General features: G+C 56.4%; 16 protein-coding genes. 10 read left to right on the top strand and 6 right to left on the bottom strand.

Annotated features, from left to right (window positions below):
• The first annotated feature begins 56 nt into the window (after positions 1-56).
• Together ABEA02_RS19120 and ABEA02_RS19125 are read left to right on the top strand one after the other, a co-directional pair.
• On the top strand, positions 57-1,241 hold the full coding sequence (locus ABEA02_RS19120; RefSeq protein WP_345534702.1) for a porin: 1,185 nt from the start codon (positions 57-59) through the stop codon (positions 1,239-1,241).
• 316 nt (positions 1,242-1,557) lie between these two features.
• Positions 1,558-3,267, top strand: a complete 1,710-nt coding sequence (locus ABEA02_RS19125) for an ABC transporter substrate-binding protein (protein WP_345534703.1) — start codon at positions 1,558-1,560, stop codon at positions 3,265-3,267.
• 872 nt (positions 3,268-4,139) lie between these two features.
• Here ABEA02_RS19125 and ABEA02_RS19130 read toward each other — a convergent pair.
• Positions 4,140-6,062 carry a UvrD-helicase domain-containing protein gene (locus ABEA02_RS19130; RefSeq protein WP_345534704.1) on the bottom strand — a complete coding sequence of 641 codons (1,923 nt, stop codon included), beginning with the start codon at positions 6,060-6,062 and terminating at the stop codon, positions 4,140-4,142.
• Positions 6,062-8,014, bottom strand: coding sequence for an ATP-dependent nuclease (locus tag ABEA02_RS19135; RefSeq protein ID WP_345534705.1), 1,953 nt, complete (start codon positions 8,012-8,014; stop codon positions 6,062-6,064). Before ABEA02_RS19135 ends, ABEA02_RS19130 begins: the two co-directional genes overlap by 1 nt.
• A 582-nt stretch (positions 8,015-8,596) precedes the next feature.
• Between ABEA02_RS19135 and ABEA02_RS19140 the strand changes: the two genes are divergently transcribed.
• Together ABEA02_RS19140 and ABEA02_RS19145 are read left to right on the top strand one after the other, a co-directional pair.
• Complete coding sequence (locus ABEA02_RS19140) at positions 8,597-10,693, top strand: hypothetical protein (RefSeq protein ID WP_345534706.1); 2,097 nt, start codon at positions 8,597-8,599, stop codon at positions 10,691-10,693.
• A gap of 584 nt (positions 10,694-11,277) precedes the next feature.
• Entirely contained in the window at positions 11,278-12,441 is a 1,164-nt protein-coding gene (locus tag ABEA02_RS19145) for an HNH endonuclease (RefSeq protein WP_345534707.1), read from the top strand.
• A gap of 117 nt (positions 12,442-12,558) precedes the next feature.
• On the opposite strand, the gene ABEA02_RS19150 is transcribed toward ABEA02_RS19145, so the two are convergent.
• From ABEA02_RS19150 to ABEA02_RS19165, 4 genes are all read right to left on the bottom strand, one after another.
• Entirely contained in the window at positions 12,559-12,798 is a 240-nt protein-coding gene (locus ABEA02_RS19150; RefSeq protein ID WP_345534708.1) for a hypothetical protein, read from the bottom strand.
• Positions 12,799-13,411: 613 nt separating this feature from the next.
• On the bottom strand, positions 13,412-13,996 hold the full coding sequence (locus ABEA02_RS19155; RefSeq protein ID WP_345534709.1) for a putative adhesin: 585 nt from the start codon (positions 13,994-13,996) through the stop codon (positions 13,412-13,414).
• Between the two features lie 373 nt (positions 13,997-14,369).
• Positions 14,370-14,930, bottom strand: coding sequence for a thermonuclease family protein (locus tag ABEA02_RS19160; RefSeq protein ID WP_345534710.1), 561 nt, complete (start codon positions 14,928-14,930; stop codon positions 14,370-14,372).
• 7 nt (positions 14,931-14,937) lie between these two features.
• Positions 14,938-15,438, bottom strand: a complete 501-nt coding sequence (locus ABEA02_RS19165) for an antitoxin Xre/MbcA/ParS toxin-binding domain-containing protein (RefSeq protein ID WP_345534711.1) — start codon at positions 15,436-15,438, stop codon at positions 14,938-14,940.
• A gap of 192 nt (positions 15,439-15,630) precedes the next feature.
• Between ABEA02_RS19165 and parS the strand changes: the two genes are divergently transcribed.
• From parS to ABEA02_RS19195, 6 genes are all read left to right on the top strand, one after another.
• Complete coding sequence (gene parS / locus ABEA02_RS19170) at positions 15,631-16,134, top strand: type II RES/Xre toxin-antitoxin system antitoxin (protein WP_345534712.1); 504 nt, start codon at positions 15,631-15,633, stop codon at positions 16,132-16,134.
• Between the two features lie 546 nt (positions 16,135-16,680).
• Positions 16,681-17,304 carry an SOS response-associated peptidase gene (locus tag ABEA02_RS19175; RefSeq protein ID WP_345534713.1) on the top strand — a complete coding sequence of 208 codons (624 nt, stop codon included), beginning with the start codon at positions 16,681-16,683 and terminating at the stop codon, positions 17,302-17,304.
• A 459-nt stretch (positions 17,305-17,763) separates the two neighbouring features.
• On the top strand, positions 17,764-19,311 hold the full coding sequence (locus ABEA02_RS19180) for a hypothetical protein (RefSeq protein ID WP_345534714.1): 1,548 nt from the start codon (positions 17,764-17,766) through the stop codon (positions 19,309-19,311).
• A gap of 98 nt (positions 19,312-19,409) precedes the next feature.
• On the top strand, positions 19,410-22,088 hold the full coding sequence (locus ABEA02_RS19185; protein WP_345534715.1) for a hypothetical protein: 2,679 nt from the start codon (positions 19,410-19,412) through the stop codon (positions 22,086-22,088).
• On the top strand, positions 22,085-22,936 hold the full coding sequence (locus ABEA02_RS19190) for a hypothetical protein (RefSeq protein WP_345534716.1): 852 nt from the start codon (positions 22,085-22,087) through the stop codon (positions 22,934-22,936). The genes ABEA02_RS19185 and ABEA02_RS19190 overlap by 4 nt, the downstream gene beginning before the upstream one ends.
• 384 nt (positions 22,937-23,320) lie before the next feature.
• Complete coding sequence (locus ABEA02_RS19195; protein ID WP_345534717.1) at positions 23,321-23,500, top strand: hypothetical protein; 180 nt, start codon at positions 23,321-23,323, stop codon at positions 23,498-23,500.
• Positions 23,501-24,127 lie beyond the last annotated feature (627 nt).

A 24,127-nucleotide genomic window follows, 5' to 3' on the forward strand; every position in this document is an offset into this window, starting at 1 on the left:
GCCATTCCACAAACTATTGGGGCCTTGCAGGCACCTGCTGGCCGAGAGGAGAGAACATGAAAAGGACCATCGTTGCTGCAGCCGTGATGGCAGCAATTTCTGGCAGTGCGTTTGCCCAAGAGGTGAAGATTGGCGGCAAGCTCGACGCCGGTTATCAGTTCAAGCGCACACAGAACCTGCAGACCGTCTACGGCGCGAGTGGCGCAGTCACCAACAGCGCAAGCACCGGTGGCGTGACGACGGAAACCCAGGGCGATGGCGGCGCCAGCACCTCGCGCATCACCGTCGGTGTGAAGGAAGACATCTCCAAGGGCATTTCTGCGTTTGTCGACCTCGACCTCCGCTTTACGAACGTGCATGAAGGCAAAACCGGCCTGAACAACAACGACAAGAAGGTGATGGGTCTGATCTCCCCGATCGGCAAACTGACCTGGGGCACTTACAACATCACCAACCTTCACCTTGCAGAAAAGCCCTATATGGTTTCACCCCGGGACATGGAGATCGTGAAGTTCGGAATCTCCGGCGCGCGCGAATCCCAACTGACCGCACGCGTGACTGAGTGGGTCAGCCCTACTGTGTCGGCGGGCCCCGTCAAGATGCTGATCAAGGGCCAGCATGCGTTTGGCGACTTCCAGAAGGACGGCACCAACAACGACGACACGACCACGGGCGGCACCAATCCCGGCAATCGCAATTCGGGGCGCACCACTGCTGCGGGTTTTGAGACCGCAGTCGGGGACAACATCTTTACGTTCAACTTCGACATCATCAATCGCCAGTCTCAGGGTGTGATGCCAACGATCGAAAACGGTATGGTGATCACGCACACACACTTCACGGTTCGCCCCATCAAGGACCTGAAGTTCAGCATGAACTACAACACGTTCAAGGGCCGCAACCCCAACATCACAGATGCCAATGGCGGTTCGGCATTCAAGGAAAAGAACACGAATATGGTTCTGTCCTACAACTGGGACAACACTCTGGAGATCGGCGCAGAGTTTTCGAAGCTTCGCGATCTCGGCTCGAACCGCAACAGCGGCCGCGGCTACATGCTGGGTGGCGCCTGGTTCCTTGGTAAGAACCTCTATCTCTACGTCGCAACCATGCGGACGGACTACGCACGTAACGAGTCCTATGCTGGCGGCAAGTACGACGGCACCAAGGCAAACTTCTCGGACACTCTGACCAAGCGTGACGAGCGCTACACCCGCGTGGGGTTGGTCAAGGATTTCTGATTCTGCCTGCCAAGTTGTAGCAACACGGAAGCAGAGGCAGCCCACGGGCTGCCTCTTTCGCGTTCAGACCTGACAAGAATGCAATTCGGTCATGCATAGCCGATCGCAGGAGACACACATGCTTCGCCTCATAACCATCGTTGCCACGATCACGACGCTGGCCATGACTTCAACATCTTGTCTTGCTGCCTGGCAAGAATCGCCTGAACTGGCACGAGAGGTACGCGCTGGCAAGCTGCCGCCCGTTGCTGCACGACTGCCGGAGAAGCCCGAGGTAATCCAGCCCCATCAGCGCATCGGCACCTACGGCGGGCGCTTGCGTACCGCTCTGCGGGGCAATGCAGACCACAACGCCATTCTGCGCACTATCGGCGCGCAGGGGCTGGTTCGCTGGACACCTGATTTTTCCGGCGTTGTGCCCAACGTAGCAGAGCGCTGGACAAGCAATGCAGACGTCACCGAGTACACCTTCTACCTGCGTCGCGGCATGCGCTGGTCTGACGGTAAACCCTTTACTGCCGACGACGTGCTGTTCTCAATGAACGACCTCGTCACCAATCCGCAGTTCTTCCGCGTCACGCCCTCGCGCTATGTCATCAATGACAAGCCGATTGTCACCGAAAAGCTCGATGACTACACCGTCAGGTTCCGCTTTGCAGGCAGCTACCGGCGCTTTCCTGAGGAACTGGCGACGCCGCTGGGGCAACATCCCACGCTGTTTCCCAAACACTATTGCGGCCAGTTCCACCCTAAGTACAACGCAAAGGTGGACGATTTGCTACGCGATGCGAAGCTTGCCGACTGGGGGACACTGATGCGCAACAAGTGCGGCGATATCGAACTCGCCACACGCTGGGGTAACCCGGAAAAACCGAGCCTGGACCCCTGGCTGGTCAAGGAACCCTATACCGGAAGCAGCGCATCCGTGCTCATGGTACGAAACCCGTACTTCTGGCAGGTTGACCCTCAAGGGCAGCAGCTGCCCTATATCGATACCATCCAGCTCAAGGTCATCTCTGAAGTTGAGACCATCGTTCTCGCGGCCATCGGTGGCCAGCTAGATTTCCAGAACCGTCACATCGGTGGCGTGCAAAACCGCTCCGTTCTTGCCGAGAACGCAAAACGTAATGGCTATACCCTGCTCTCGTTGCCCGAGCTGCCGAGCAATGCTGCCGGCTTGTACCTGAACTATTCGACGAAAAATGCTCCGCTGCGCGAGCTCTTCCGCAACAAAGACTTCCGTATCGCGCTTTCACTGGCGATGGACCGCAAAGAGATCAACGAACTGGTTTTTCTAGGACAGGGCGAGCCATGGCAGATCGGTCCTTTGCGCCAGAATCGCTTTTTCAACGAAAAGCTCGCCAAGCAATACACCGAGCGGGACCTGTCACGCGCCAATACATTGCTCGACCAACTGGGACTGACTGCGCGTGACCCGGACGGCTATCGCACCTACGCGGGCGGCAAGAGACTGGCAATCAATCTCTCGGTCAATCTGGCGTCAACGCAAAGCCTCGATATCGCTGACCTGATGCGCAAACAATTCAAGGCTGCGGGGGTCGACCTCGTCATCCAGGCCGTCGAACGCTCGCTGCACTACGAGCGGGCCCGCAACAATGACTATGAGGCCGCCATCGATGGTGTTGCTGGCGGGCTGGACCCCACGCTGGACATGCGTTCCATCCTGACCATCCATGCGCAGGAATCACGGCAAAGCCTGCTTTGGGTGCGCTGGTACGAAACCAACGGCAAGTCGGGCGAGGAACCGCTACCCAACATGAAGAAACGCCTGGAACTGTATGACCGCTGGCAACTGGCCAAGACAGACAAGGAAGCGGATGCCCTTTTCCGCGAAATTCTCGCGCTCGCAGCCGAGGAATTCGATGTCATTGGGACAATTCGTCCAGGCGGCGCCACAGCATTGCGAAACACGAAGCTGATCAATGTGCCGGACTCCTTCCCCTCCGGCTGGAGCTTTGGCTCTCCGGGTCCCACACTACCCCAGCAGTACTTCTACAAACGCTAGAGCGCATCCGGAACTTGGCGCCCGCAGACTCAACAGGATTGCGGCGATCAGTCGAGGAGAACCGCGCTCAGGGCTGGGCGCGGCGGCTGTCTCGCGGAGGCAGCCCAGCCGGGCTCCGCTATCCGGCAAACGTGCCAACCGCTTTTGTGACTGAAACACGCTGGGTCGAATTGCTGCGGCCGGCAGATCTTGTAGTTGCCCCTCGCCCCAAGTCTTTATCCCCCGGCTCAAAGCCGATACCCAATCCCACCACTTGATCGCTCTGACGTGAACGGGCCCCGCAGCAGACCAAAAACAAAAAGGCCAACCACCGTGAAGTGATTGGCCTGATTGCTTGAAGGCTTGGTTGCGGGGACAGGATTTGAACCTGTGACCTTCGGGTTATGAGGCCAAAAAAATTGATGGGCGTGCACAGCGATTCTGTGCAGCTCAATCGGTCAAAATCGGCGCAGGCCAAATAAAATCAAACACTTACTGCATCCGCCTTGTGAACCGCTTAATACCGTTTTCCAACAACGTAGATGCTCAGTTCACAGAAGCCAACCAAAAAGCAGGCTATTGCAGAACAGCCTAGCACAGCAACGCAGTGCGTCAAAATGACCGTCGGGCAATCAACTAATGAGCTGTTTGACGTAGGGCCGATGCCTCAAGCTATAGGAGCGAAGAGCAAGGCCGAAGTGTAGATTGCGGTCTGTTTGACCGCTGACCACACTCCTGGTCGTCACTGAACTACCGCTACGGGTTTAAAGAGAAGCAGGTGCAGGTAGCCCTGAACTTCTGCTTCTCGGCCATAGCCGACATTTGGTGTTCCGGCAAAATATGGCCGCAATGGTCCGGTTATCTGTCACTCAGCGAACACGGGGCTTGAAGGGTTAGACGACGGTAGTCCAGTCAAGGACGTTCCAGCCAACCTCTTCAAGTTTCTGTCGCGTCCGATCGTTCATACGGTCGGCGTGCATGGCCAACGCTAGCAGTTTCCTCGGACGGCTGGCACCCACAAAAATATTCATGAGTTGCCCCTCTGTCATCGCATCCGTTACGTCTGCCGCCTTCTTATCGCCACATAGGTAAGGCAATACCTCCTTGATGTCGTACCGTTGTCTACGACAACTCTCTAAAACCAGTGTCGCAAGATGCGTCTCGCCTTTGACTGATGCAATTGTGGCGACATGAATCGGGAACTTCATATTCCGCGTCTCGACAAGCAATATGTTGGGGCTCCCTTGTCTATCCGCCACATTTGGGCTCGCGCCCACGATCCATTCGACGGGTAGGTCCGCCGCCGATACTTGCCCATCAATGATGTCGCCGAGCGACACGAGCAGCGTCAGTATGGCCGTCTTGCATGAAGCGTCTGTCGAAACGTCACATGGACTTAGCACGATATCGCGGGCCGCTCCACGTAGTCTTGAAATGTGCTCCACGTTGGAAGCTCCCAGCAATGTTAACTCACGCCAAGTCTTCGCATCCCTATAGCCACTAACACCAAATTTTTGAACCATCAACAGCAATGCCGTTCTGGCTGCGGCTCCTCGTTTCTCCGTCGCTGAACTAGTTACATGGGTTGCGGCGGTCCGAAGCAACTGCCCCACAGATCTTTGGCTTGGGGCTGTCTTGGCAGCTGCGTCATCAAACTGAGGGAAGTAGTCCGTAATGTGCCGTCCAACCTTTTGCCGCATGTTCCCTTCTGTCTTGATGGCACAAATCGCCTTAACGGGTAACTTCTCAACCTCATCACTCGGCAAGAAGCCGGCAATCCAATTGCCGAACCGCGCAATAACCTGTTGGGCAGTAGCGTCTGAGTAGAGAATGAGCGTTGGTGGTGCGAGGCACGGTGGCCCTTGGCCGTCGATTTCTCCGCCGACTGCTTTGACGCTGTTCGCCACCGCTGCGAAGTTCATGCCGAAGCGAAGGCTGGTGCATACCTCAAGGCTACCCAATCCTGGGAATGAGTTAGGCGCCGCGCTACGACCTCGATTCAGAATCGACTGATTGACGTCGCCAAATCGCTGCACGATGGTCCCCGCGTTGAAGACCAAAGACAGGACTCCGAGTTGGATGTCATTCGTGTCCTGCATCTCATCGATGAAGACGTTCGGAAACCGATACGCTACCGCTTCAGCCAAGCCGGGAACCTTGGCAAGCGCCTGCTCCGCGTACGCAAACATATCTGCGTGGCGCAAACGGCCGTCGCGCGCCATCGTCGCCTTTAACGCGCGCAGGCTATCGATCATTTTGCCAGTCGCCGGAAGAGGCGTCTCCGCATCGCTGACTAGCGCTAACTCGGCCCCCTGATAGCGCACATTTCGGATTGTCGTCGCGCGCTCCCAAGCATTCACATCGACCCAAGCCTTGCAGAAAGGGTATGCGCGCCCGTAAAACCTGTCTGCAAAATCCTCTTCATCAATTTCTCGCAGGTTAATGCCAAGGGTTCGCAACCAAGGAATTGCAAGAAACTTATTCACGAATGTCTGAATGGTTCCAATGAAGTGTGGATAGCCAAGAAGCGAGTCACCGTGAGGCACTGACTTGAGACACCGCTCAATCTCTTCTCGAGCCACATTGGTGTGAGTCAGGATACAGATGCCGCGACGCTCATGTGGCCACCGAGCAGACATTAGCGCGAGCTTTGCGCCGAGAAGTGTTGTCTTCCCACTGCCGGGGGCCGCCTGAAAATCGGCAGTCGCCGCATGGAGTAGTGCATTGATCTGCTCCTGCCTGGCGAAACTCAGATGAGGGAAGAACTGACTGAGCGCCGCCAGATCATCGTGAGTGAGTTGGAACGGACCGCTCATTACAGTTCGTCGGGGACTAAGTAGTCCAAAGCTGATTTGATATACGGGGGTAATGCCTTAAGAAGCGCATCGCCTGTGCCTAGGCTTCCGTCCTTAGCCATCTTGGCGAGATACTGTGCAACTATCGCCTTGGAGGCCCTCTTCGAGTGAAGGAGTTCGTACGCATCTGCGGCGATCGCCTCTTCAGGCTCGAACAGCGCAAGCGAATCGAACGCCTCCCCCGCTTCCTGATAGACCTTGTCATACTCAACGGCCGTCAGATATCCCTTGCTGCCCTCCGCCTGCTCGAGCTGTATCGCTATGTAGCCTGCTTTGGCTAACCCCGAGCGGAGCAGGTCATACTCAAGCGTCCAATGGTCTGCGATGAACACTTCGGTGCTACCACCTTTTGCGCGGTCGACCTTGGCTTGACGAACCTCTATAAGCTCGGCCGACGTGTAGTCGGCAACCTTACGTCGCATGTGCTGCTTCCCATCCTTCGTTAGCGCTTGACCTTTATTGATCTTGTCTTGGCGTCCCTCCACATAGCTGACATCGTTCGGCACAATGTCCGAGTCACCAAGGCAGGCGACCTTAATTGGTAGCTTAGTGCCATCCTTGCGCTGAAGGATACGCGCGTACCGAAATAGACCAACACCTCCAACGCTTATGGTCGAAATGCCGTTCGCTTCGAACGATCGACCTGCTGCCTCGGCCAGCGCCGGCAATAAGATGGATTCCGCAGGCCCCTCTACGATGAGGACACCGCGAGCAAAAAACAGGTTTGCCTTCGACGAATCCAAGAATCGGCGCAAGAACTCATAGTCGGCTGGCTCCAAGCAAGTATCGCCCGGCGAGAGCCGATACGGCCGCCCGGAGCACACCAGCGTAAGCGTCTCTACCGGTGCGCTCGAGGCGACATTGGGGCTATGGGTCGTAACCACAACCTGTATGTTCTTGGTGGCCGCCTTATCCGCTAGCATGGACAGTACGCGAGCTTGCAGCTGTGGATGTAGATGCGCCTCAGGCTCCTCTATCAGCAACAGCGCAAGCTCATCTCCACCGCCATTGCTGAGGAGTAGTAGCTCTGCTGCCATGAACAGCACATTGTTGTATCCAAGGCCGCGCTCGCACACCAAATCCTGACTCACACCACCGGGCGGCCTGAGCGTTAGCTCCAAGCGCTCCAGGATCTGTGCAAGCGTTAGGTCGGCCGAAACACGAATGTCCGAGATCAGCGGTGTTGCGTCGAAACTGAGCTCTTTCAGAAAATCGTCGTTCAATTTGTCCCGAACGTCAGTCACCACCTTTCTGGTGCTCACGCGATGTTGCGCCTGCGCCATGATTTCGACGAGAGTGGTGGGCTTATCGTCGGGCTTTGTCTTATCGAAGTTGTTCTCGGCCTCGGCTTTGACATCCTTATGCGCTCGAAGCACCTGCGATAGACGAGAACCCTTCTTCGGCCTCAACTCTGCAACTGCATCTCTAAGGGGTTTTAAGTAGGTAGCGCGAATCAACTCGCGGGCAGCAGAACTGATCTCAGCGCCGCCGCCACCCTTGCCACAGCTAACGGTTACCGCAGGGTTGCTCTGCCGACCGCCTCCGACGCCTCCGAGCCGGCGCCTGGCGTGTAGGTGAATGATCAAGTAGGGCTCAGCACCAGCCTCAAGTGTAAGCCAGTCCAATAATGCTGCCTGCTGTGGCTTACTTAGTCCGCGCAATTCCACTTCGAGCCATAGCTCGGTGGCTTGGTTGCCCGCGTCAATATGGAAGTCGTCGTCTTCGACTCGGACGAAGTCATTACTTGTCGTAAGTAGCGCATAGCGCATCACATCAATGATGCTGGTCTTGCCAGCGTCGTTTTCGCCGACGAGAACATTCAGGCCCCTATTTAGCAGGATGTCGAGGTGCTTCCCGTTAAGACATGCACCAAACGTCCGAAAGTTCTCAGCGGAAACGCGATGAACGTGCATTGATCAAATCCCTTATGAATCGTCAGCGAAGCCAGCGGAGTTCGTCGAAGTTAGTGTACGAGTCGATCTTCACACCAAGCGGCCCAACCTAGAAAAGCAGAGCGTTGGCGAGGGGTTTGGCCTAACCGGCGTCGCGAGGGCTGCACTTGTCGAGGAACGCAACGACGACGCCAAACACCTCCTCTGTGTTTCAGGCCCCCATGTTTTTGGGATTTTCTCCTCGGGCCTTGAATTATCCACGCATTTGGCATTTGTTGGAAAGGCGTGAGCGTCAGAATGCGAGCTGACAATAACAATCATTGCATACCGCGCCCCTTCAACGTCAGCAACGTGCCAGACACCGGCCATTCAATTGAGTCAGCGCTACCGACTTCTTTGGCCTACGGTGAGTCGACTAAAGCTTTGAAGGCTGTCGTTCCTCGATTGTCCGAACCTCGGCCTTTGCGGCTATCGATGCCAGCGGGCTAGAATGGTCGCTACCGGTGCGAAGCTGCCTTCCGATTTCTCCACTAAGCGGCCAATTTAGTCATCGTGGCAGGGTTGCATTTTTAAATATAATTCGCGCGCTTCAAGGAACCCCTGATGCAAGACTTTGACGATCAGGTAGAAAAACTAAGAGCGATTTTTCTGGATTCCGCCACAGCAGTGCCGATGACCGATGAGGCGGCCGCGAATAAGGCCTTGGAAGGCTATCAGAGCCTTCAACACGTATCGAATCGCCTTTTTGATATATTGATCGTCTTGGAGAATACTGGCCAAACGGTTGGCACCGTGCGCTCTCTAGCCAGTCATTTCTTTTTGGCTAATGTGCTGGATAGGGTAAGCGAGCCAATCGCCGACGCGCTCAACAACGTTGCGGCTTGCCTGCCCAGAATCGCCAAGCCCGACGGAACGAGGATTCCATCCGGGCCAGTTCAACCAGGCGCATCTCCCTCTTCGCAAGTCACTGCCTTCGTGCGAACACTTGACGATGAGTCGGCTTGGCTGGAAGCCATGCACATAGGTCGCGCCTTAACGGTCCTCAAGCGACATCCCTTCTCGAACGCTCGCACGAAAGCGGTTGCGGACGCAGCGACCCGGATCCGACAGCTCGGCTACGCCTTTTCGATCCGCTCAGGCCGATACCGGATCAGGCCTGAGGGTATCGAAAATATCGTGGGCGAAATTTGGAAATGTCTCCTTCGCCTAGGCTGCCACAATGCGCTGGCGAATATCATGCAGGCTGGCTTGCAGACCCAAGATTACGCCTACGAGCAAATTCTATTCGGTAGAAAATATGCCGTTGGCTTTGGTTATCGGCCCCCTGGGTTGCCGATCGGGCTACTCTATAACATTGCCGTCAAGCTGCCGGCCGGCGGATCCAACGAACGCAATGCCAAGTCCTTCTGGGACAAGGCTGTTTGCCTAGCGCGCGATCTAGTGGCGATGCTCGATCTCGAACCCTACTCACAGTTTGCTTTTCTAGGATTGGATGCACAAGCCTTGGAGGATGGACTAAGAGAGGTCGCGCACTACGACCACTGCTTCGCTCTTCGTCAGTGGCATCTCAGCTTTACGCCGCAGTTTCTCACCGTTTTTTTCGGCGAAGAATTCGATGCTGGCATGAAGCAGCGACTCGGCTGGAACGTCGCAGATGTGGTGCAACTGGCCCACGTTCTCAAAGCTCATGCCAGACCGGGCACTCTGGTTGTACCGATCTCTAGGCTGCTTGAAACCGGCATCGACCCGCGAGTCTTCAATTCCATGTTGCCATTCTTTGCGCATAGAGAGGGAGAAGCCAATAAAAACTATCGTTCCCCCTTCGGGGCCGCAGGTCCTGACGTAATCTTCAAGCCGCTCATCCTGTTCAAGGAAAACAGCGTCATTCTGCCCGCGGCCTCGGTACTGGGTCCTGCCCTGTTCGAAGCCACATTCGCAGCCTTGAAAACCATCAAAACAGATCAGGAAATTGCCGGCCTGAGAGGCGACGCAGCAGAACGGCTAACGAAACACCTATTCGCAAAGCACGGCTTTACTCCTAGCTTCGAAAACGCCACCTATGTTCTTGGTGAACAAGGTGCCGGCGAGTGCGATTTCGTATTCGAGGATGAGAAAAATATTCTCCTCGTCGAATGCAAAGCGAAGGCTCTGACCCGAGGAGCTATGACAGGCATTCAGGGCGATGCGCTGCTCGATTTTGCAGGTGGGCTGTTTGCGTCTCAAGCTCAGGCGCTCAAGCATGAGCGTATTTTGCGATGTACGGGCTCGATACTATTTCGCGACGGGACGAGGCTGGAATATCGGGACCGGAACATCACGCGTCTCACCGTGACCCTATTGGACCACGGTGCACTCCAGGATCGGTGGATGCTCAGCAACGTCTATAACGCTTTGTTGTCGGCCCAAGTAACCTGCGATCCCAGCTATCCGAAAAAAAGGCAAGTCGATGAATTCAACACGAATCTGCACTTGTTTAAGGAAGAGACGCGCCTGCTTGAGGCGGCAGGGCAAGACATCAACGCTCATCCGCTCAATGCCGCTTCAGCGAGCGTGGCCCAACTCGACATTCTATTGGAAAGTGTGCAATCGCTTAGCGAGGTGAGGATGAGGCTATCCCCTCACACGACGTTTTCGACCTTTAATGTGTTACTGGAGCACTTTCTTCTACAGAAGATGCGAAGCCAAGGTCAGCCTTCTTAGCGTCGGTTTTGGCAGAGTTGTATCCATTCGACAGATGTCCTGAACGACCGCTCCTCTCTAAGACCTGCCGCAGAGCCGTCGAGACTACGAACGTCTATTGTGGATCGGAAGCTGACCTATCAGGGCGATGCGCCGAAAGACTGCTTTGGCCGACGACGAGGCGGTCAATGCAGATAAGCCTAGCGTGCCCTACACCTGTCCGAGACTCGAAGCCCGAAGCTCGGCCAAAGCGAAAGTGGCACTTGCAGTCCCCGGGCGACAACTTTCTGGACCGGAGTGGCCTTTCAACGGAACATAACCGTCTTGCGTAGGCACGGGCCCGGATGACCGCCTGTTAGGCATCACTGCGCATACTCCTCGTACAACGTAAGCGCTGAAACCGCCGCAGCCCGGGATCCGCTGCCAACCCTCGTAAAGCGAGTACTCTTCGGAGAACAGGTAGAGATGGCATGCAGGACATCGACATATCCAGAGCTCTTTCGACAAGCTGATCAGGAATTTCGTTTGCCGCTAAACTTCCGCTCACAAAGTGCTGAGAAAACCGAGCTACTGCGACTTGATGACAGAATTGGATAGGGCAGAATATGGGGCTCCTACGCTGTATCTATTGCAATGAAGATAAGCCGGAATCTGCTTTTACCTTAGAGCACACCATACCCAGATTTTTGGGCGGAGCTTACGCACCAGACGAGTTCAAAGTTCGTGCGGTCTGCGGGCCCTGCAACCATAATCTTGGACTCTTTGTCGACGCCGGATTCGAAAAGTGCTGGTTCGTCAATCAAGCACTATGGGGTATTACGCAGCGTACCTTTGACTATTCCGCCGACGCCGGCATGCAGTTGAACTGCCTTGGTGCAGTGAAGGCGAAGCTGCCGGGAATTAAAGATGACGAGGTCTGCGAGATATGGCTGGGGCCTCACGGTGAGCAGGTATATTGGATCCGCCAAGACGACAAGCGAACCTATTGGTATTCGGGCGGAAATCCACGCACCGCCAAGTCGACCCCGAGTCGAGCTTACTTCACCTTTTCCATAAAATCAGAGCTAAATGTCGGGTTGGCTTGGCGAACTTTTCGGGATGCGTTCGCGGGACGAAAGGTCAAAAAAATAATGATGACAACTGTTCTCGATGCAGACGTCAAGAGTATTGGCTTTAGTGATCCAGATGAACTCGATCTTCAAAGGATCGCGTATTTGCAGACAGCCAAAGATCTTGGGCATGGGCACCTGAGCATTTATGCAAAATATGACATAAGATTTATGGCGAAGTTGGCGCTTGGCGTTGGTTTCGCTCTATTTGGCCGCAGCGCGACAGATTCGAACTGCGCCGCCACACTTCGGCGAGCACTGACGAGCCTAGATGAGGATGCAGCAGACGGCATGCTGGGAACGGGAGCATTTCATCGAAAGGATGAGCAGTTATTGAAGTTGTTGGGCGACCCCAATGCAGTCGCGCTTTGGGTTTCACTCCACCCGGAAGGAGTCGCTTTGAATCTGAACATTGGAGCTACTCAGCAATGGACAGTTAAGTGTGCGGACATCGCAGATGTGGACCACGAAAAACTTCAGCACCTGAATTTGGGACGAGGTGTGTTGCTTTATGAGCATCTAAAGAGAAGCGTTTCTTTGAGCTCTGCTGCGTTCATTGCGCATCAGAGCAGCTCCTACGTACATCCAGAACTTGCTGAGATTGCCACTGAAATCGCGAGAAGACAGTCGTTCAAATTGTCGGGCGATGGCACTATCTGAGCGCAGCCATCAATTCGTCATCGACAATCGACTGTAAAGCACTGCTCGAGGAATTTGGATTTACATGTCAATTCTGCCTAGGCCTCAAGATCTGCTTCCTCAAATTGATGGAGGCCATCAACCTTTGATTTCGCGATAACGCTTAATCATATCGTCAGAAGTCGCCTGCTTCACTAGCTTTTCAGCTTGAAGCTCACTTTCCTTCACGAGACGTCCGCCGTTTTTCTTAAGTGATTGCATCCAACCACGTTCGAATTCATTGCCTTCAGGGCTTCCCGCAGCGTAAGGATTTCGATAGACCCCTCGGTCTTCAAAGTACTTCCTGGCGCCCAGTTTATTGATTTCGCTTAGGCTCATCTGAAACTCCTGATTAAAGTGAGACCTCAAAGGCGGCCCTTCTAAAAGGTGATTGAGTAAGTCGTGGCATGAACGGAAGGCCGTCACGAGAACCGATTCGGTCCCTATGCTACATCCGCAGCAGGGGCTCGGTATGCGCACAGGGCCGCGGGCAAGTCCGCAGCGGATTGTTCAGATTCTTACTCGCATTCAGCTTCCCTGGCTTCCAGTGTTCGAACTACGGGCTATGGCTTTTAGGTGAAAGCTTCATTGAGTCTGACAACTAGCAGCTAAAACAACGTAATCACCCGAAGCTGCCGGTCTTGTGGACGATGCTCTAGGGCACAAAGAAAACGTGCTACGCCAGGGTTTTCAAGCAGGATGTTGAACTTCATAGTTGATCCATCCACCGAGCGGGCTAAGTTGTAGATGTAGTTCGCCGTGATTTTGCAGCGGATTTGCTCGGCGATGTCTGATGCTGACAGCCCCTCAAATCCGGAACGCTCTAAGCCCTCCGGATGGCTTTCCCTTAGGTATTGCAGCTTTCGCTCATCCAGCACTACTTCGAAATCATCCAGATCCGACTGGCTTCAACTCACCTGGGCTAGAAGTAGTCACTCATGAAAGACTCGAATCAGCTGCTTGGCGAGTATCCATTTGGCTCGTTTTCACGTCGGTATATGGGGACCAAGTCATCTCCCTGGGTGACGTGCGTGATCGTGGAGGAAAGGTTGTAACCATCAACACGCCTCTTGGTTTTATCTGTCATGGCCCGACAGGCAACCCACATCACGAGTCTGCCCGGCTTCCCATACTTAGCCAGAAGTGATTGAAGAGGTACGCCGTTCTCGTCTTCGACCATCACCAGTTTGACGCCTGTCTCCGACTTTTCTCCGGAGACATCGTGGTACAGCCCCGCCGGAGGGAACAGCCGATAGTTATGAACTTGCTCCCCGCCGTTCTTTACGCGGCGAAGATGGTTGTCTTCTTTCATTTGCTTCATGAAAGCGGAATGCGCGAGCAGATCTGATTGTTCAGCTTTGGCTTCGGGGGCGAAGTGATCAATCCAGTAGGTGATATGGGTCATCCGTTCACCATTGATTTCCTCACCATGACGTGCAAAAAGCAGTAGCCGGCATCCAGTTGGAATAGTGGCTTTGCTTGGACTCTCTAGCGGGTTAAAGCTGCCATGACCGAAGAGCAGAACGACGTTTGCCATGTCGACCTCCGTGATTGATTCTAGAACTAGTGCCGCAGCCCACTTACGGGAGCATGTTTGACCATTTCATTTCTCTCTCCCTTGGTGGCTGCTCAGATAATCACACTCTGATTGTGGAGGCAATCTATTGCCCGAAAGGACATGACTCCCGACGAAAATCTCGTCTACCTACCAAGAGGTACGCAAATTCTGGTGGGCTCGACCCGACAAAATAAAGAGTCAACGCTTCCTGATTGGCCTCCTTGTGGCAGACACTGCTGATCCGGAGATACTTCGGCTGCAGCGAATTCGATATGACTGTTGAGTGAATAGCTCAGTCGAATGTCCTCGCTCATGAGTTTCCGATTTTTTCCCCGACGCGGGCCAACTCAACCTACGGATTGACGCGCTTGGCGCGCCGCCAGCTCCAGGGAGGCACCGCGTCAGGGGCTGTCCACAACCCAAGCTTTGAGCTTCTTGCGTAGTTCTCAAGCCGCTCATACTCCGCACGATCCGACGCTGATTGCTCATGCTCATACTCGCGATACCACCACGCCATTCCGCGGCGGATCTGTTCCAGCCCGACATCCCGACCTTTGACCGTCACAACACAAACGCTGCGGCCGTAGCGATCCCGCTTCGGGCAAACGGCCGTCGCCATCTGATCGAATGCCAACTCACTGAGTGAGGCCTTGGACGCACTCCCGAACGGCTGCTGCTTTTCCGGAGCATCGATGCCAGCAATGCGGATCTTGTACTGCTGGCGCTGGTCATCCAGAAGTGTCAGCGTGTCACCGTCAGCGACCGCGACAACCCGTCCCGTCAAGGTCTGGCCTTGCGCCTCGGTCTGCACACTCAGCAAGCTGAGTAGCACAGCCCCCATCACAAGCATGGCGCTGCGTATTGCCCCGGTGGTGATGATCGACTGCCAGCCTTTGTGGATCGAAATGGCCAACACCCGATCAGAGATATACGCCACTTTGCATCGCGCCGATCACGCGGCTGACGAGCTTCGTGCCAGTCGGGGTATCGAGCAGATCCGCAGGCAAGCGACCGCCCAAGGCCCGGCACGGCTTTTCGATCCATTGACCCAGCCAGCGCGCGCCGTCAAATCCGATCGCGACGTCGCCGGCATCGTCTAGTTGCTCCTGCACCTGCTTCAGCAGTCGTAGCAGCCCCAGGGTGGCAAGGGCAGGGGCGCCTGTGACGGTCTTGCGATTACCGGCCGTAGGAAGGCCTACGATGGCATACAGACGCTGCGTGCGCACCCCAAGGTGCTTTGCTAGTTCGGCCATGAATGAGGATTTGAAATCGCAGCGCTCGAAGCCGATCTGCTTCATTGGCTCCGGAGCATCCAGCGCCAACAGCCAGTCCGCGACCGAACTGTCCGCAGGCATTGCCGGCCCCGTCCCCAATCGATACGGTGGGGCTGCGTCAGACTTCATTGAGCGCACGTCAGGCATGGCTTGCTCCGGTATAGGTAGACTCTGTACAGCAATGTAGCACTGCTCAAAATGAGCGGATAGGCAGCTGGCCCGTGCAAGCTTTACCCGGACGCTGTACTTTGACAGCGTGAAGGGTATGCACAGACTGAGCGCAATGCAGCGCGCAGGTGTTTCACCCGACAAGACACCTGTCGTACGGGAGGAGCTTCCATGGCAAGCAGGCTCGATATCAGCGAGGTCGTGCATCGACCCGCAGTGAGCGACAAGTTTCGGAACTTCTACGCCAAGCTGGCTGACCTGTTGGAAGCCCCCAAGGCCCTTAGTGATGCAGGTGCGGAATCTGACCAGCTCCGTTTTCATATGCTCGTCACCCGGGGCGTACAGAAGGATCTCGCCAGATTGTTCTCGAGCGGCTTTCTGACGGTGCCACGCAAGGAGGTCTTGCGCGTGATCGGCGTCAGCGAACGCACGCTCCAGCGTGCAGTCGAGACCGATCTGCTGAGCCCTGGCGCCAGTGATCGCCTTCTGCGCCTGGCATCCGTGACCCAACAGGCCATGGATATCCTGGGCTCGCAGGAAGCTGCAGAAGCCTGGCTTGCGAAACCCGCCATCGGCCTGGATCGCAACCGCCCTATTGACCTGATTTCGACATCCGCAGGAACGGGTGCGGTCAAGGCGCTGCTCAAGCGCATGAACTATGAGGTCTATGCGTGAGCTGAGGCTCGAAATGCCGCAACCGGCCTCCGCACGCTGGCTGGTGGGCTGGCAAAGCTGACGGTGTGGACGCTACCATGAAGACTGTACAAACATACAGCTTTTATTGTGCGGATGCGTATTCTCCTCTTGCGAACCCGAGGCTATCGGCGTTCGCCTCGTGATGTCGACAATGGTCCCTGCTACGTCGGGGAGTTGTCGATGAAGGGGGTATGGGTCCGGCGGAACGAGACGCGCAACGCGGCCATCCTGTCTACCGGTGGCGGGCGGCCCGAGCTGATCGTGCCGGAACTCTTCGAACCGGTACTCACTGGGATAAGTAGAGGAGGATTCCAGTTGCGCGGTTACGAGCGCATTGACCAGGGGGATGGGCCCTATCTGGTTCTCCAGGAGTGGCAATGCGAGGAGCTTTCACTGCGTGATGCTCGGTATGATCGGGATTGGCATCCCGTCATCGAGAAGCTGCTTCGCAAGCGTGACGGCGTACCGCCAAGTCGAGATCCACGTGCGTAGTCAGGTCGCTACTGCCGATTCGGGGAGAGGGGAATGTGTTCGAACTACAAAGCACCGGGTCCGCTTGGACTGGTGGCATTTGCCGAAACGCACATTGATGCCTTTCCAAGCTACCGGACGGATGTGTGGCCGGGGTATGCCGCGCCGTTCCTCAGCAATGCAGACGGTGGCCTCTGGCAGGTCGGCAGCTTCGGGCTGATGCCACATTGGGCGAAGCCGGATCTATTTCGCTCGACCTACAATGCCAGAAGCGAGACCGTCGCAGAGAAGCCGTCCTATCGATCCGCCTGGCGTCAGCGACAGCTTTGCATCATTCCCGCTGAGCACTTCTGTGAGCCCAACTACGAGTCCGGCAAGGCTGTCCGTTGGCGCATTCAGCGCGCAGACGGGAAGCCCTTCGGCATTGCCGGCCTATGGGAGCATCGATTTGCCGATGAAGGCCCGGCACGCTGGAGCTTTACGATGCTGACCATCAACGCAGATCAACATCCGTTGATGAAACGGTTTCACAAGCCGGACGATGAGAAGCGAAGCATTGTTGTTCTGTCTCCAGACGACTATCCAGATTGGCTGAATGCGCGAACCGACGCTGAGGCGAGGTCACTGCTGCAGCCGTTTGATGCGCAGGACTTTGTGGCGATGCCGGATGTGGATTGATCTCTGTGACGGGGCTGGTGTGCAGGTCACTGGCGCGCTCGTGAATGGCTACTGCGCCCTCGGGGCCGCGGCAACGCAACTGAAAAATGACCTTCGGGTGTTGCAGGCGCACCAGAGAACCATTATTGTATTTTGCAGCTGGGGCGCATTTCCCGAGCCTAGTCAGTCAGGTGGTCGAACACCACCTCTTGCATCAAGTCATATAAGTAGGCAGTTGCACGGCAGTCCCGCGCAAGCGCGCCGGGTGTTTCCGTTTATCGCTCGCCTCTAGTCCCTGCATATTTGTTTGTCCTCCTTGCGCTGAGTACTTTGTTACAGCGTAGGTATCGCCTTTACCACAACCCTAGAGTTACTACGTAGGCGATAAGTTGGCCAATGTCTTCTGGTTACGCCTGCGGCCCCTCCGCTCGCGTTTGCTTTGCTTTTTTCTCTATCGCAAACAACCACCGGGAGGCAAAAATGACTCGGCCAGAATTCTTGCTGTTTGTATCAAACGACGCATCTGCTTCAGCGGCGAATCCCACGCCAGCGCTTGAACTCAATAAATATTTTCGTAACCGCTTGTTCTATGCGCGGGAGCGCGCCGGTCAAGCGGTCCCCGATCATCGCTGCAATACGCTCTCCATGCTGCGCGCCGCGGGCCAGGAAATTGCGCGGCGTGTGCGCAATGAAGATCCCGTGGCATGCTTGCAGATGCTTGCGCTGCTCAGCGGACTACCCGCACGCCACGCGGTGCGACTTCAGTTTTCCCCCGCAGGTCCGACGAAAGGGCCACTCGTCATTGACCTGCATACCGGCGTCCTCAAACTTGACCTGGACGCGCTTGTACCGGGTCGCGCCGGCGCACCGGATGCCGAGAACGGGACGCTGCATCAGGCAACAGGCGAACTGGTTCGTCCATTGCCCGAGATACTCGCCACTGCATTGCGCGCACGAGTAGCCGCATATCCTGCGGCAAGTGACGTCAGTGCGCTACTCGGTGTCTCGGCGCAAACGGAGGGCCTTCGCTTGCCTGGGCACGACGCCCCGATACGTCTAACGTTACCGCGCATGTTGAACACAATGGGCGCGCTTGCAGTGACGTGCGGCATAGACAGGTATCTTGGCGCACTGGTTACACATGACTTCCGCATAACTCCGACTGGAAAATTTTATTACGCTCGGGCGAGTCGCGAAGAAATCTGGGACGCCAGCGCCCTGCTATTTGGTGAGCTGGGCTGGGGTGCTCCCACAGCAATGTTAAGTGGGCTTGCGGTAGGCTCAGCCGTGACGCCCATCCATGAGACAGTCACGCGTTGGTTTCGTTGGCTGGAAGAGTCGCTTGATGCTGCAAACCCAGGGCGCAATTATTCACTTTCGGGCCTCCTAGAACACCACCGCGTGTATGTGCGCTGCGCCGCGTCGATCGCAAGTTTTCTGCTAGCTGCACGCGCTACAAAGCGCCTGCGACTCAGCGCTGCTGATGTGCTGGACGAGACAATTGCCTACCAGGACAAACGCGTTGGGGAGTTCCCCGGAAATTCTGCTATCACGGTGTGTGAGACGCTACAGCAACAGCTGCACTTAGTGCAGTGCCATTGCGCAGCGCTGCTGCGTCGTCTCCTGAGGCTTGGAGTCCAACGCACAACGCTGCTCTGCAAATGCCTCGCGGCGGCAAGCATTGGCAAAGATGTTCCGCTGATCGTTGACATTAACCGACTGCACCGCCCACAAGACATCAGTACGAACGAACTACACAGCTGGTGGCCTGCGGACTTCGCCTTGGAACCAAATTGGCCGCGTCATTTCTGGCAGTCAGCACTACGTGAGCACGGCTTGCCAAGCTCATTGATTGATCGGTGGGTGCGCCACACACTCGCGGGATGCGACCCCTACGCCAACACCTCCAACACGACTGTCGTGGCGGCTAACGCGCGCATCAATGCAGCAGTCGAAGTCACACTGCGGGAGCTTGGGATTCATGCACTGGCTGGCCTGTCACAAAAGTCCGGGGGGCGTCTGTCATGAGCCTGCGCGCACCGCAAATATCTCACCCAGCACTGCCTGCACTGAAGACCGACTCCGTCGGACGGATTCGATATCGGCCTATGCCGCAAACCTTTCACATGGCTACGCGCTTTGAACAGCTTCAAAGACGTCTGCTCTACGGTGAGCTGATCTCTGCGCCCCTGCCGCCACTGGCACGCCTGGCAGGCGCGCTGATTGCGTTTGAGTGCATCACCACAGCACACGATGTCGTCGAGGCGCTGCAGGCCCTCGCTGATCGCTACGCCTTTGATGACAAGGTGTCGGTCGATTGGCTTGCTCATTGCGGGCGGCAGGATAGTCGCCAATTGCATGGGTTCGTGCTGCATCTGATCGCAGACACCCCTACCCTCATCACCGAGGCCGAGGCAAGGGCTGGACTGGAGGCTTTCGGGCAATGGGCAGCTTTTGGGACACCCGCAGTAGAGTCCGTCCTGGTGGCCGCGCAGTGCTGGGCTTTTACTGTACTGCCCCCCGCACTGTATGCTCATGTCACACGTGACGCCGCGCTGACCGCACTGCCGCGTTCTGCCAAAGCGCGCAAGCACACAGGCTTGGCACTTAGCCTCCCTGTCGCAGGGGGCCAGGAAGCAGACATGGCAAATGTGCTCAACCGGTTTCATCTCGCCGAAACGGCGCGAGGTACACCTTGGTTGGTGAGCGAGCTCGAGCAGATCGCCACGCGTCAGGAAAGTCGGAACGCCACCCACGCGCAACGGCGCGCGAAACTTATGGCGTGCCGAGCGCTCAGCGTCGAACTCCCGCATGCAGACGCTCTGTCTGCGCTAATGCTGGGCTGGGTGATCAATCTGCTACAGACCGGTGGGGTCCGGGGCAAACCACTGCGTCCGAATACTCTGCGCAATTACACGCATCGAACCTTGCGCGCGCTACATACACATCTGGCGCATCGCGATCTATTGACGATGTCGCGTAATGATTTTGAAGCTGTGTACAACGAGATAGCCAGAGAAACCACGCCGAAGCAAATGCTAATTGCATTGTCTGCGCTGAGGTCCTGGCATAGCTTCCTACAAAAGTGGCTGCAGTTGCCATACGCACGCATACATTCTGATGACATTGAGCCTGCACTTCCTGCGGCCAACATCATCTGGCCACATGAAAAGTTGCGCATCAGCCAATGGCTGCGATCTGCCTCGGAGTCGCGACTCAATACGATGCTCTCTGTAGCATGTGCCATTGCCTTTAGCTGCCGGATACGGATCAGTGAGTTGCTCCATCTGCAGATGCGTGCGATTTGCACACCGGAGTCCAGCAAGTCTGGCGCTGTCAGCGAAATAGAGATCCATATCTCTCCACGACTCCGTGACCCCCAACAGAAATCCGAGTCGGCGCGACGCGTTGTGACAGTTGATGACGCAGCTGCGATCGAAACAATCGTGCGCTGGAAAGCACAACGAAGTTTCGAGCGCGCGCTGCCGAATGATCTGCTGTTCGGTGACCCTATCACCGGGAATGTTTGCCAGCCTGGCGCGCTAACGGTAGGCCTGAACCAACTGCTCAAAGCCGCGACGGGCGATCCGGATGTATCGTTTCATACGTTGGGGCACACTTGGGTTTCTGACGCGATGGCCGAGGCACTCCTCGACTCCGCAGAGGCCAAAGGTAGGTCGATCGACCTTAACCCGCTGGATAGCGTATCCGTCGCGGCTGGTCACCGCACTGCGACGACGACACTCCGCGTCTATACACATTGCTACGAACCTGCGATTCATACGCTGCTGGACCGCGCTTTCTCCCGCATCAGCATCTCGTCAGTAGAGGGAGCGAGGTGGGCCGGTGTAAGTGCGTCCGCCTTGCGCAAGCGTGCCTCCCTCCATCACACGCCACTCAAGGACGAAATCTGGTCCGCCATCCGACTGAGATCGTCTGCGACAACACACGCGGCATTGCCGTCGGCAGCGGCACACGCTGACCTCTGCGAACCACTGACGCCAGGGTGGCTCTCGGCGGCGCACTCACAGCGCTCAATCGCAGACTTGTTGCACATTCTGCGCGACCTCGCGCAAGGCATGGGTCTCAACGAGATTGCAAGTCGGCATGACACACCCATTTCGTGTCTTCACGACATTGTCCGTCACGCGTATGAGATCGTCGTTGCGCCGACTCACCGCGGGCCGATGAGCAAGACGCTGCGTCCCGAGTACTGCGCTGACGCTCTGTGCAAGTATCTTGCTCAACAGCTCACAGGTCCCTGCTTCCGTGCCGCATTGCAGACGAAATATGACGGCTTGACTGCCTGGCTTGCACGTAACCAACAAGACGAGACCCTGCATCGACTCATCGATGCCTGGCTTACGACGCAGGCCGGGCGCTTCCTTGACTTAAAGCATTTTCCCTCAGCCAATGAGCTATTGGACCTATTGCACAGGGTCGGTACACCAGCCGATCACCTTGCATTGGTATGCGCAGCCGGGCGTCCTCGCTCGCATGCACGTGCTCCACTTCAAGAAGGAGAACAGCCAACCGCTGCGCCACGAGACTGGGGTCGCGACAAATACTCAGAGCAGCTATCGTTGGCTTTCAAGCGCGTATTTTCAGCAGCACCAAACCGAATTGTCGTTCAGCCCCGTCGTGGGCGCCCCGCGCATTATCTGGTGTGGTCTAGCACGCCGGTTAGTATCGGACTTGAGCCGCCATCAGCTCGCTGCAGTCTGCGAGGGTTTCATGCGTGGATGCTGGCGCTGAGTGTCTGGCTTGCGCTGCGCACGGCCAACAACGGGAGGGCCGCCCCATGAGCCACCGGCGTGTTTGGCCGCTATGCATCGTACCGCTTGTGCGCGGCTCTCAGGCATTGACAAGCGCGCAGCAAGAGCGCCACGCTCGGCGCTGGATGGCGGCGTTCGGCGAAATCGCGCCGCTCCTCGGTGCGCTGGCGCACACCGAGCTCACGTACGCCTTCTGTGCGCGCGAGAACCAGCTCTACGTCGAATTCAGTCTCGAGCCCAATCGTCAATTGCAGTTGCAATTCGAACGCAAACCGGCCACAGCCTACACGCTGATGGCTGCCGAGGTCCGGCAGGCAAGGCAGGCGCTGCATGTTGCACAGGCTGCGCTGGATGCCGAAATTGAATTCTTGCGCGCGGGGGCGTTCCCCGAGCCGCCCACCTCGCATCGCCGAGCCTTGCACGGCATTCTGCACGCCTTCCAAGGACAGCAGTTACAGATGGACTTAGATGGTGCGCTCGCGCACCTTTCGGTTGCCCAACTCCCGCCAGTCGCGCTGGATACACTGCCCGATACACTGCGCATCCGCGGTCAGGTCCTAAAAGCCGCTCGCCATCAAATACGCCTGGGCGGAGTTCAACGACTCTCGCATGGCGCGATGCGACCGCTGCGCAAAACAGCGCAGGTTAAGCTGAGCCAAACGGATGACGCCCCTCGGTTCAGCCTTCTTGCGCATGCAGCAATGCTCACTGACACTGCAATCGATCTGGAAGTGGTGGAACTGGTATCGCCCCTTTCGCGTCGCCATGCAGGCTATCGAGTGATGCGTATACTCAATGCCGACATCCTTTCAGCAACGGTACAGGAATGGCTGGGAGTTTTACAACCTTACAGTTACGACGATAGTCCAATGCCATAACCACCCAACCACCACCCTTGATCAGTCGAGAGAAGCTCGAAACGGACTTTTAACCTTGGTCGAGAAGTCCAATAAGCGCATTTAGTAACGACTTGTGAAATCGTAAAGTGCCCTCACCCACGCAAGGTAAGTTGCTTGGTCACCTAACAGTCAGCGTTCAACGAGAAGGAAAAGGACGGCCCGCTTCCAACAGTTGGGCGACTAGGCTGCAACATATCGTGCCCTAGCCTTTGAAGTTCTCGCAGCAATACGGTCTGCGTGCGCGCACTGCGGGCACCAGCAGCCTTTATTGCGAATGCTTGCAAGAGGCGCTTGCCACATGTGGCCCTTGTGGCAAAGCCAGGTGAGCCTTGTATGATTGTTGATGTAGTGCTCTGACAAGCATTGTCCACCGCGCTCGCGCGCCGCCTCGTGCGCGCGCTGGATGCCAAGGCGCAAGTTCTCATGGGCGCATTCGATGCACCAACGACCTTCGCGCAATACTGGATCTGCCTGGCTAGTCCATTCATGGCCATGCTGACAACGAAAGCGATAGCGGTGATTCACGCCTTCATAGGTGTTTGAGAGGCACACTCCGCCATGCGCTGCTGCGGCTATCTGCAGCGCGTCGAGGCCATCCGTCAGTCGCCTTGCCTCGTCCGCACATTTTCGGCACCAATCGCCCGCATGAAGGCGCTTTGCAGTGGCTTGCCACACATGTCCCTGAGCACAGCGAAACTGGTATCGGCTCGTTAGACCTAAGTAATGATCGCTGAGGCACACGCCGCCACGGGAGGCGGCAGTGCGCCGCATCTTCTCCAATCCATCCGTATCGCGTAGCGAGATCCGAGTTGCCGCATTGGCGCATCTTGGGCACCAGCTACCGCGTAAAACGCTGGCGCCTTGAGCTTTCCAAGTGTGTCCGACCGCGCACTTGAACTCATACCGAGCTCGGAGTGCAGTGAATGTATCAGTGAGTAACTTTCCACCCTTGTCGGTGACCACTTGATGCAATCGATTTGATGCCTCAGTTCGTACTTTCTCTCTGGTCAGTTGTCTGCATTGAGGGCAAGCTACGCGAGCGTTCTCGAATCTCAATGCGTTGAGCGTAAATTCATGGCCCTCAGAGCACATGAATTGGTACGGATGCGACCAACCAAGCCAAACGCTGTCGAGACAGGTTACGCGGCTTCGTTCAGCCGCAGCACGTAT

Source organism: Viridibacterium curvum (genome assembly GCF_039544165.1).
Lineage (GTDB): Bacteria > Pseudomonadota > Gammaproteobacteria > Burkholderiales > Rhodocyclaceae > Viridibacterium > Viridibacterium curvum.

What these genes read in the sequence shown, in the direction of transcription:
- ABEA02_RS19120 (WP_345534702.1), top strand. Translation starts at nt 57, where the DNA reads ATGAAAAGGACCATCGTTGCTGCAGCCGTGATGGCAGCAATTTCTGGC.
- ABEA02_RS19130 (WP_345534704.1), bottom strand. Translation starts at nt 6,062, where the DNA reads ATGAGCGGTCCGTTCCAACTCACTCACGATGATCTGGCGGCGCTCAGT.
- ABEA02_RS19135 (WP_345534705.1), bottom strand. Translation starts at nt 8,014, where the DNA reads ATGCACGTTCATCGCGTTTCCGCTGAGAACTTTCGGACGTTTGGTGCA.
- ABEA02_RS19140 (WP_345534706.1), top strand. Translation starts at nt 8,597, where the DNA reads ATGCAAGACTTTGACGATCAGGTAGAAAAACTAAGAGCGATTTTTCTG.
- ABEA02_RS19145 (WP_345534707.1), top strand. Translation starts at nt 11,278, where the DNA reads ATGGGGCTCCTACGCTGTATCTATTGCAATGAAGATAAGCCGGAATCT.
- ABEA02_RS19150 (WP_345534708.1), bottom strand. Translation starts at nt 12,798, where the DNA reads ATGAGCCTAAGCGAAATCAATAAACTGGGCGCCAGGAAGTACTTTGAA.
- ABEA02_RS19155 (WP_345534709.1), bottom strand. Translation starts at nt 13,996, where the DNA reads ATGGCAAACGTCGTTCTGCTCTTCGGTCATGGCAGCTTTAACCCGCTA.
- ABEA02_RS19165 (WP_345534711.1), bottom strand. Translation starts at nt 15,438, where the DNA reads ATGCCTGACGTGCGCTCAATGAAGTCTGACGCAGCCCCACCGTATCGA.
- parS (WP_345534712.1), top strand. Translation starts at nt 15,631, where the DNA reads ATGGCAAGCAGGCTCGATATCAGCGAGGTCGTGCATCGACCCGCAGTG.
- ABEA02_RS19175 (WP_345534713.1), top strand. Translation starts at nt 16,681, where the DNA reads ATGTGTTCGAACTACAAAGCACCGGGTCCGCTTGGACTGGTGGCATTT.
- ABEA02_RS19180 (WP_345534714.1), top strand. Translation starts at nt 17,764, where the DNA reads ATGACTCGGCCAGAATTCTTGCTGTTTGTATCAAACGACGCATCTGCT.
- ABEA02_RS19185 (WP_345534715.1), top strand. Translation starts at nt 19,410, where the DNA reads ATGGCTACGCGCTTTGAACAGCTTCAAAGACGTCTGCTCTACGGTGAG.
- ABEA02_RS19190 (WP_345534716.1), top strand. Translation starts at nt 22,085, where the DNA reads ATGAGCCACCGGCGTGTTTGGCCGCTATGCATCGTACCGCTTGTGCGC.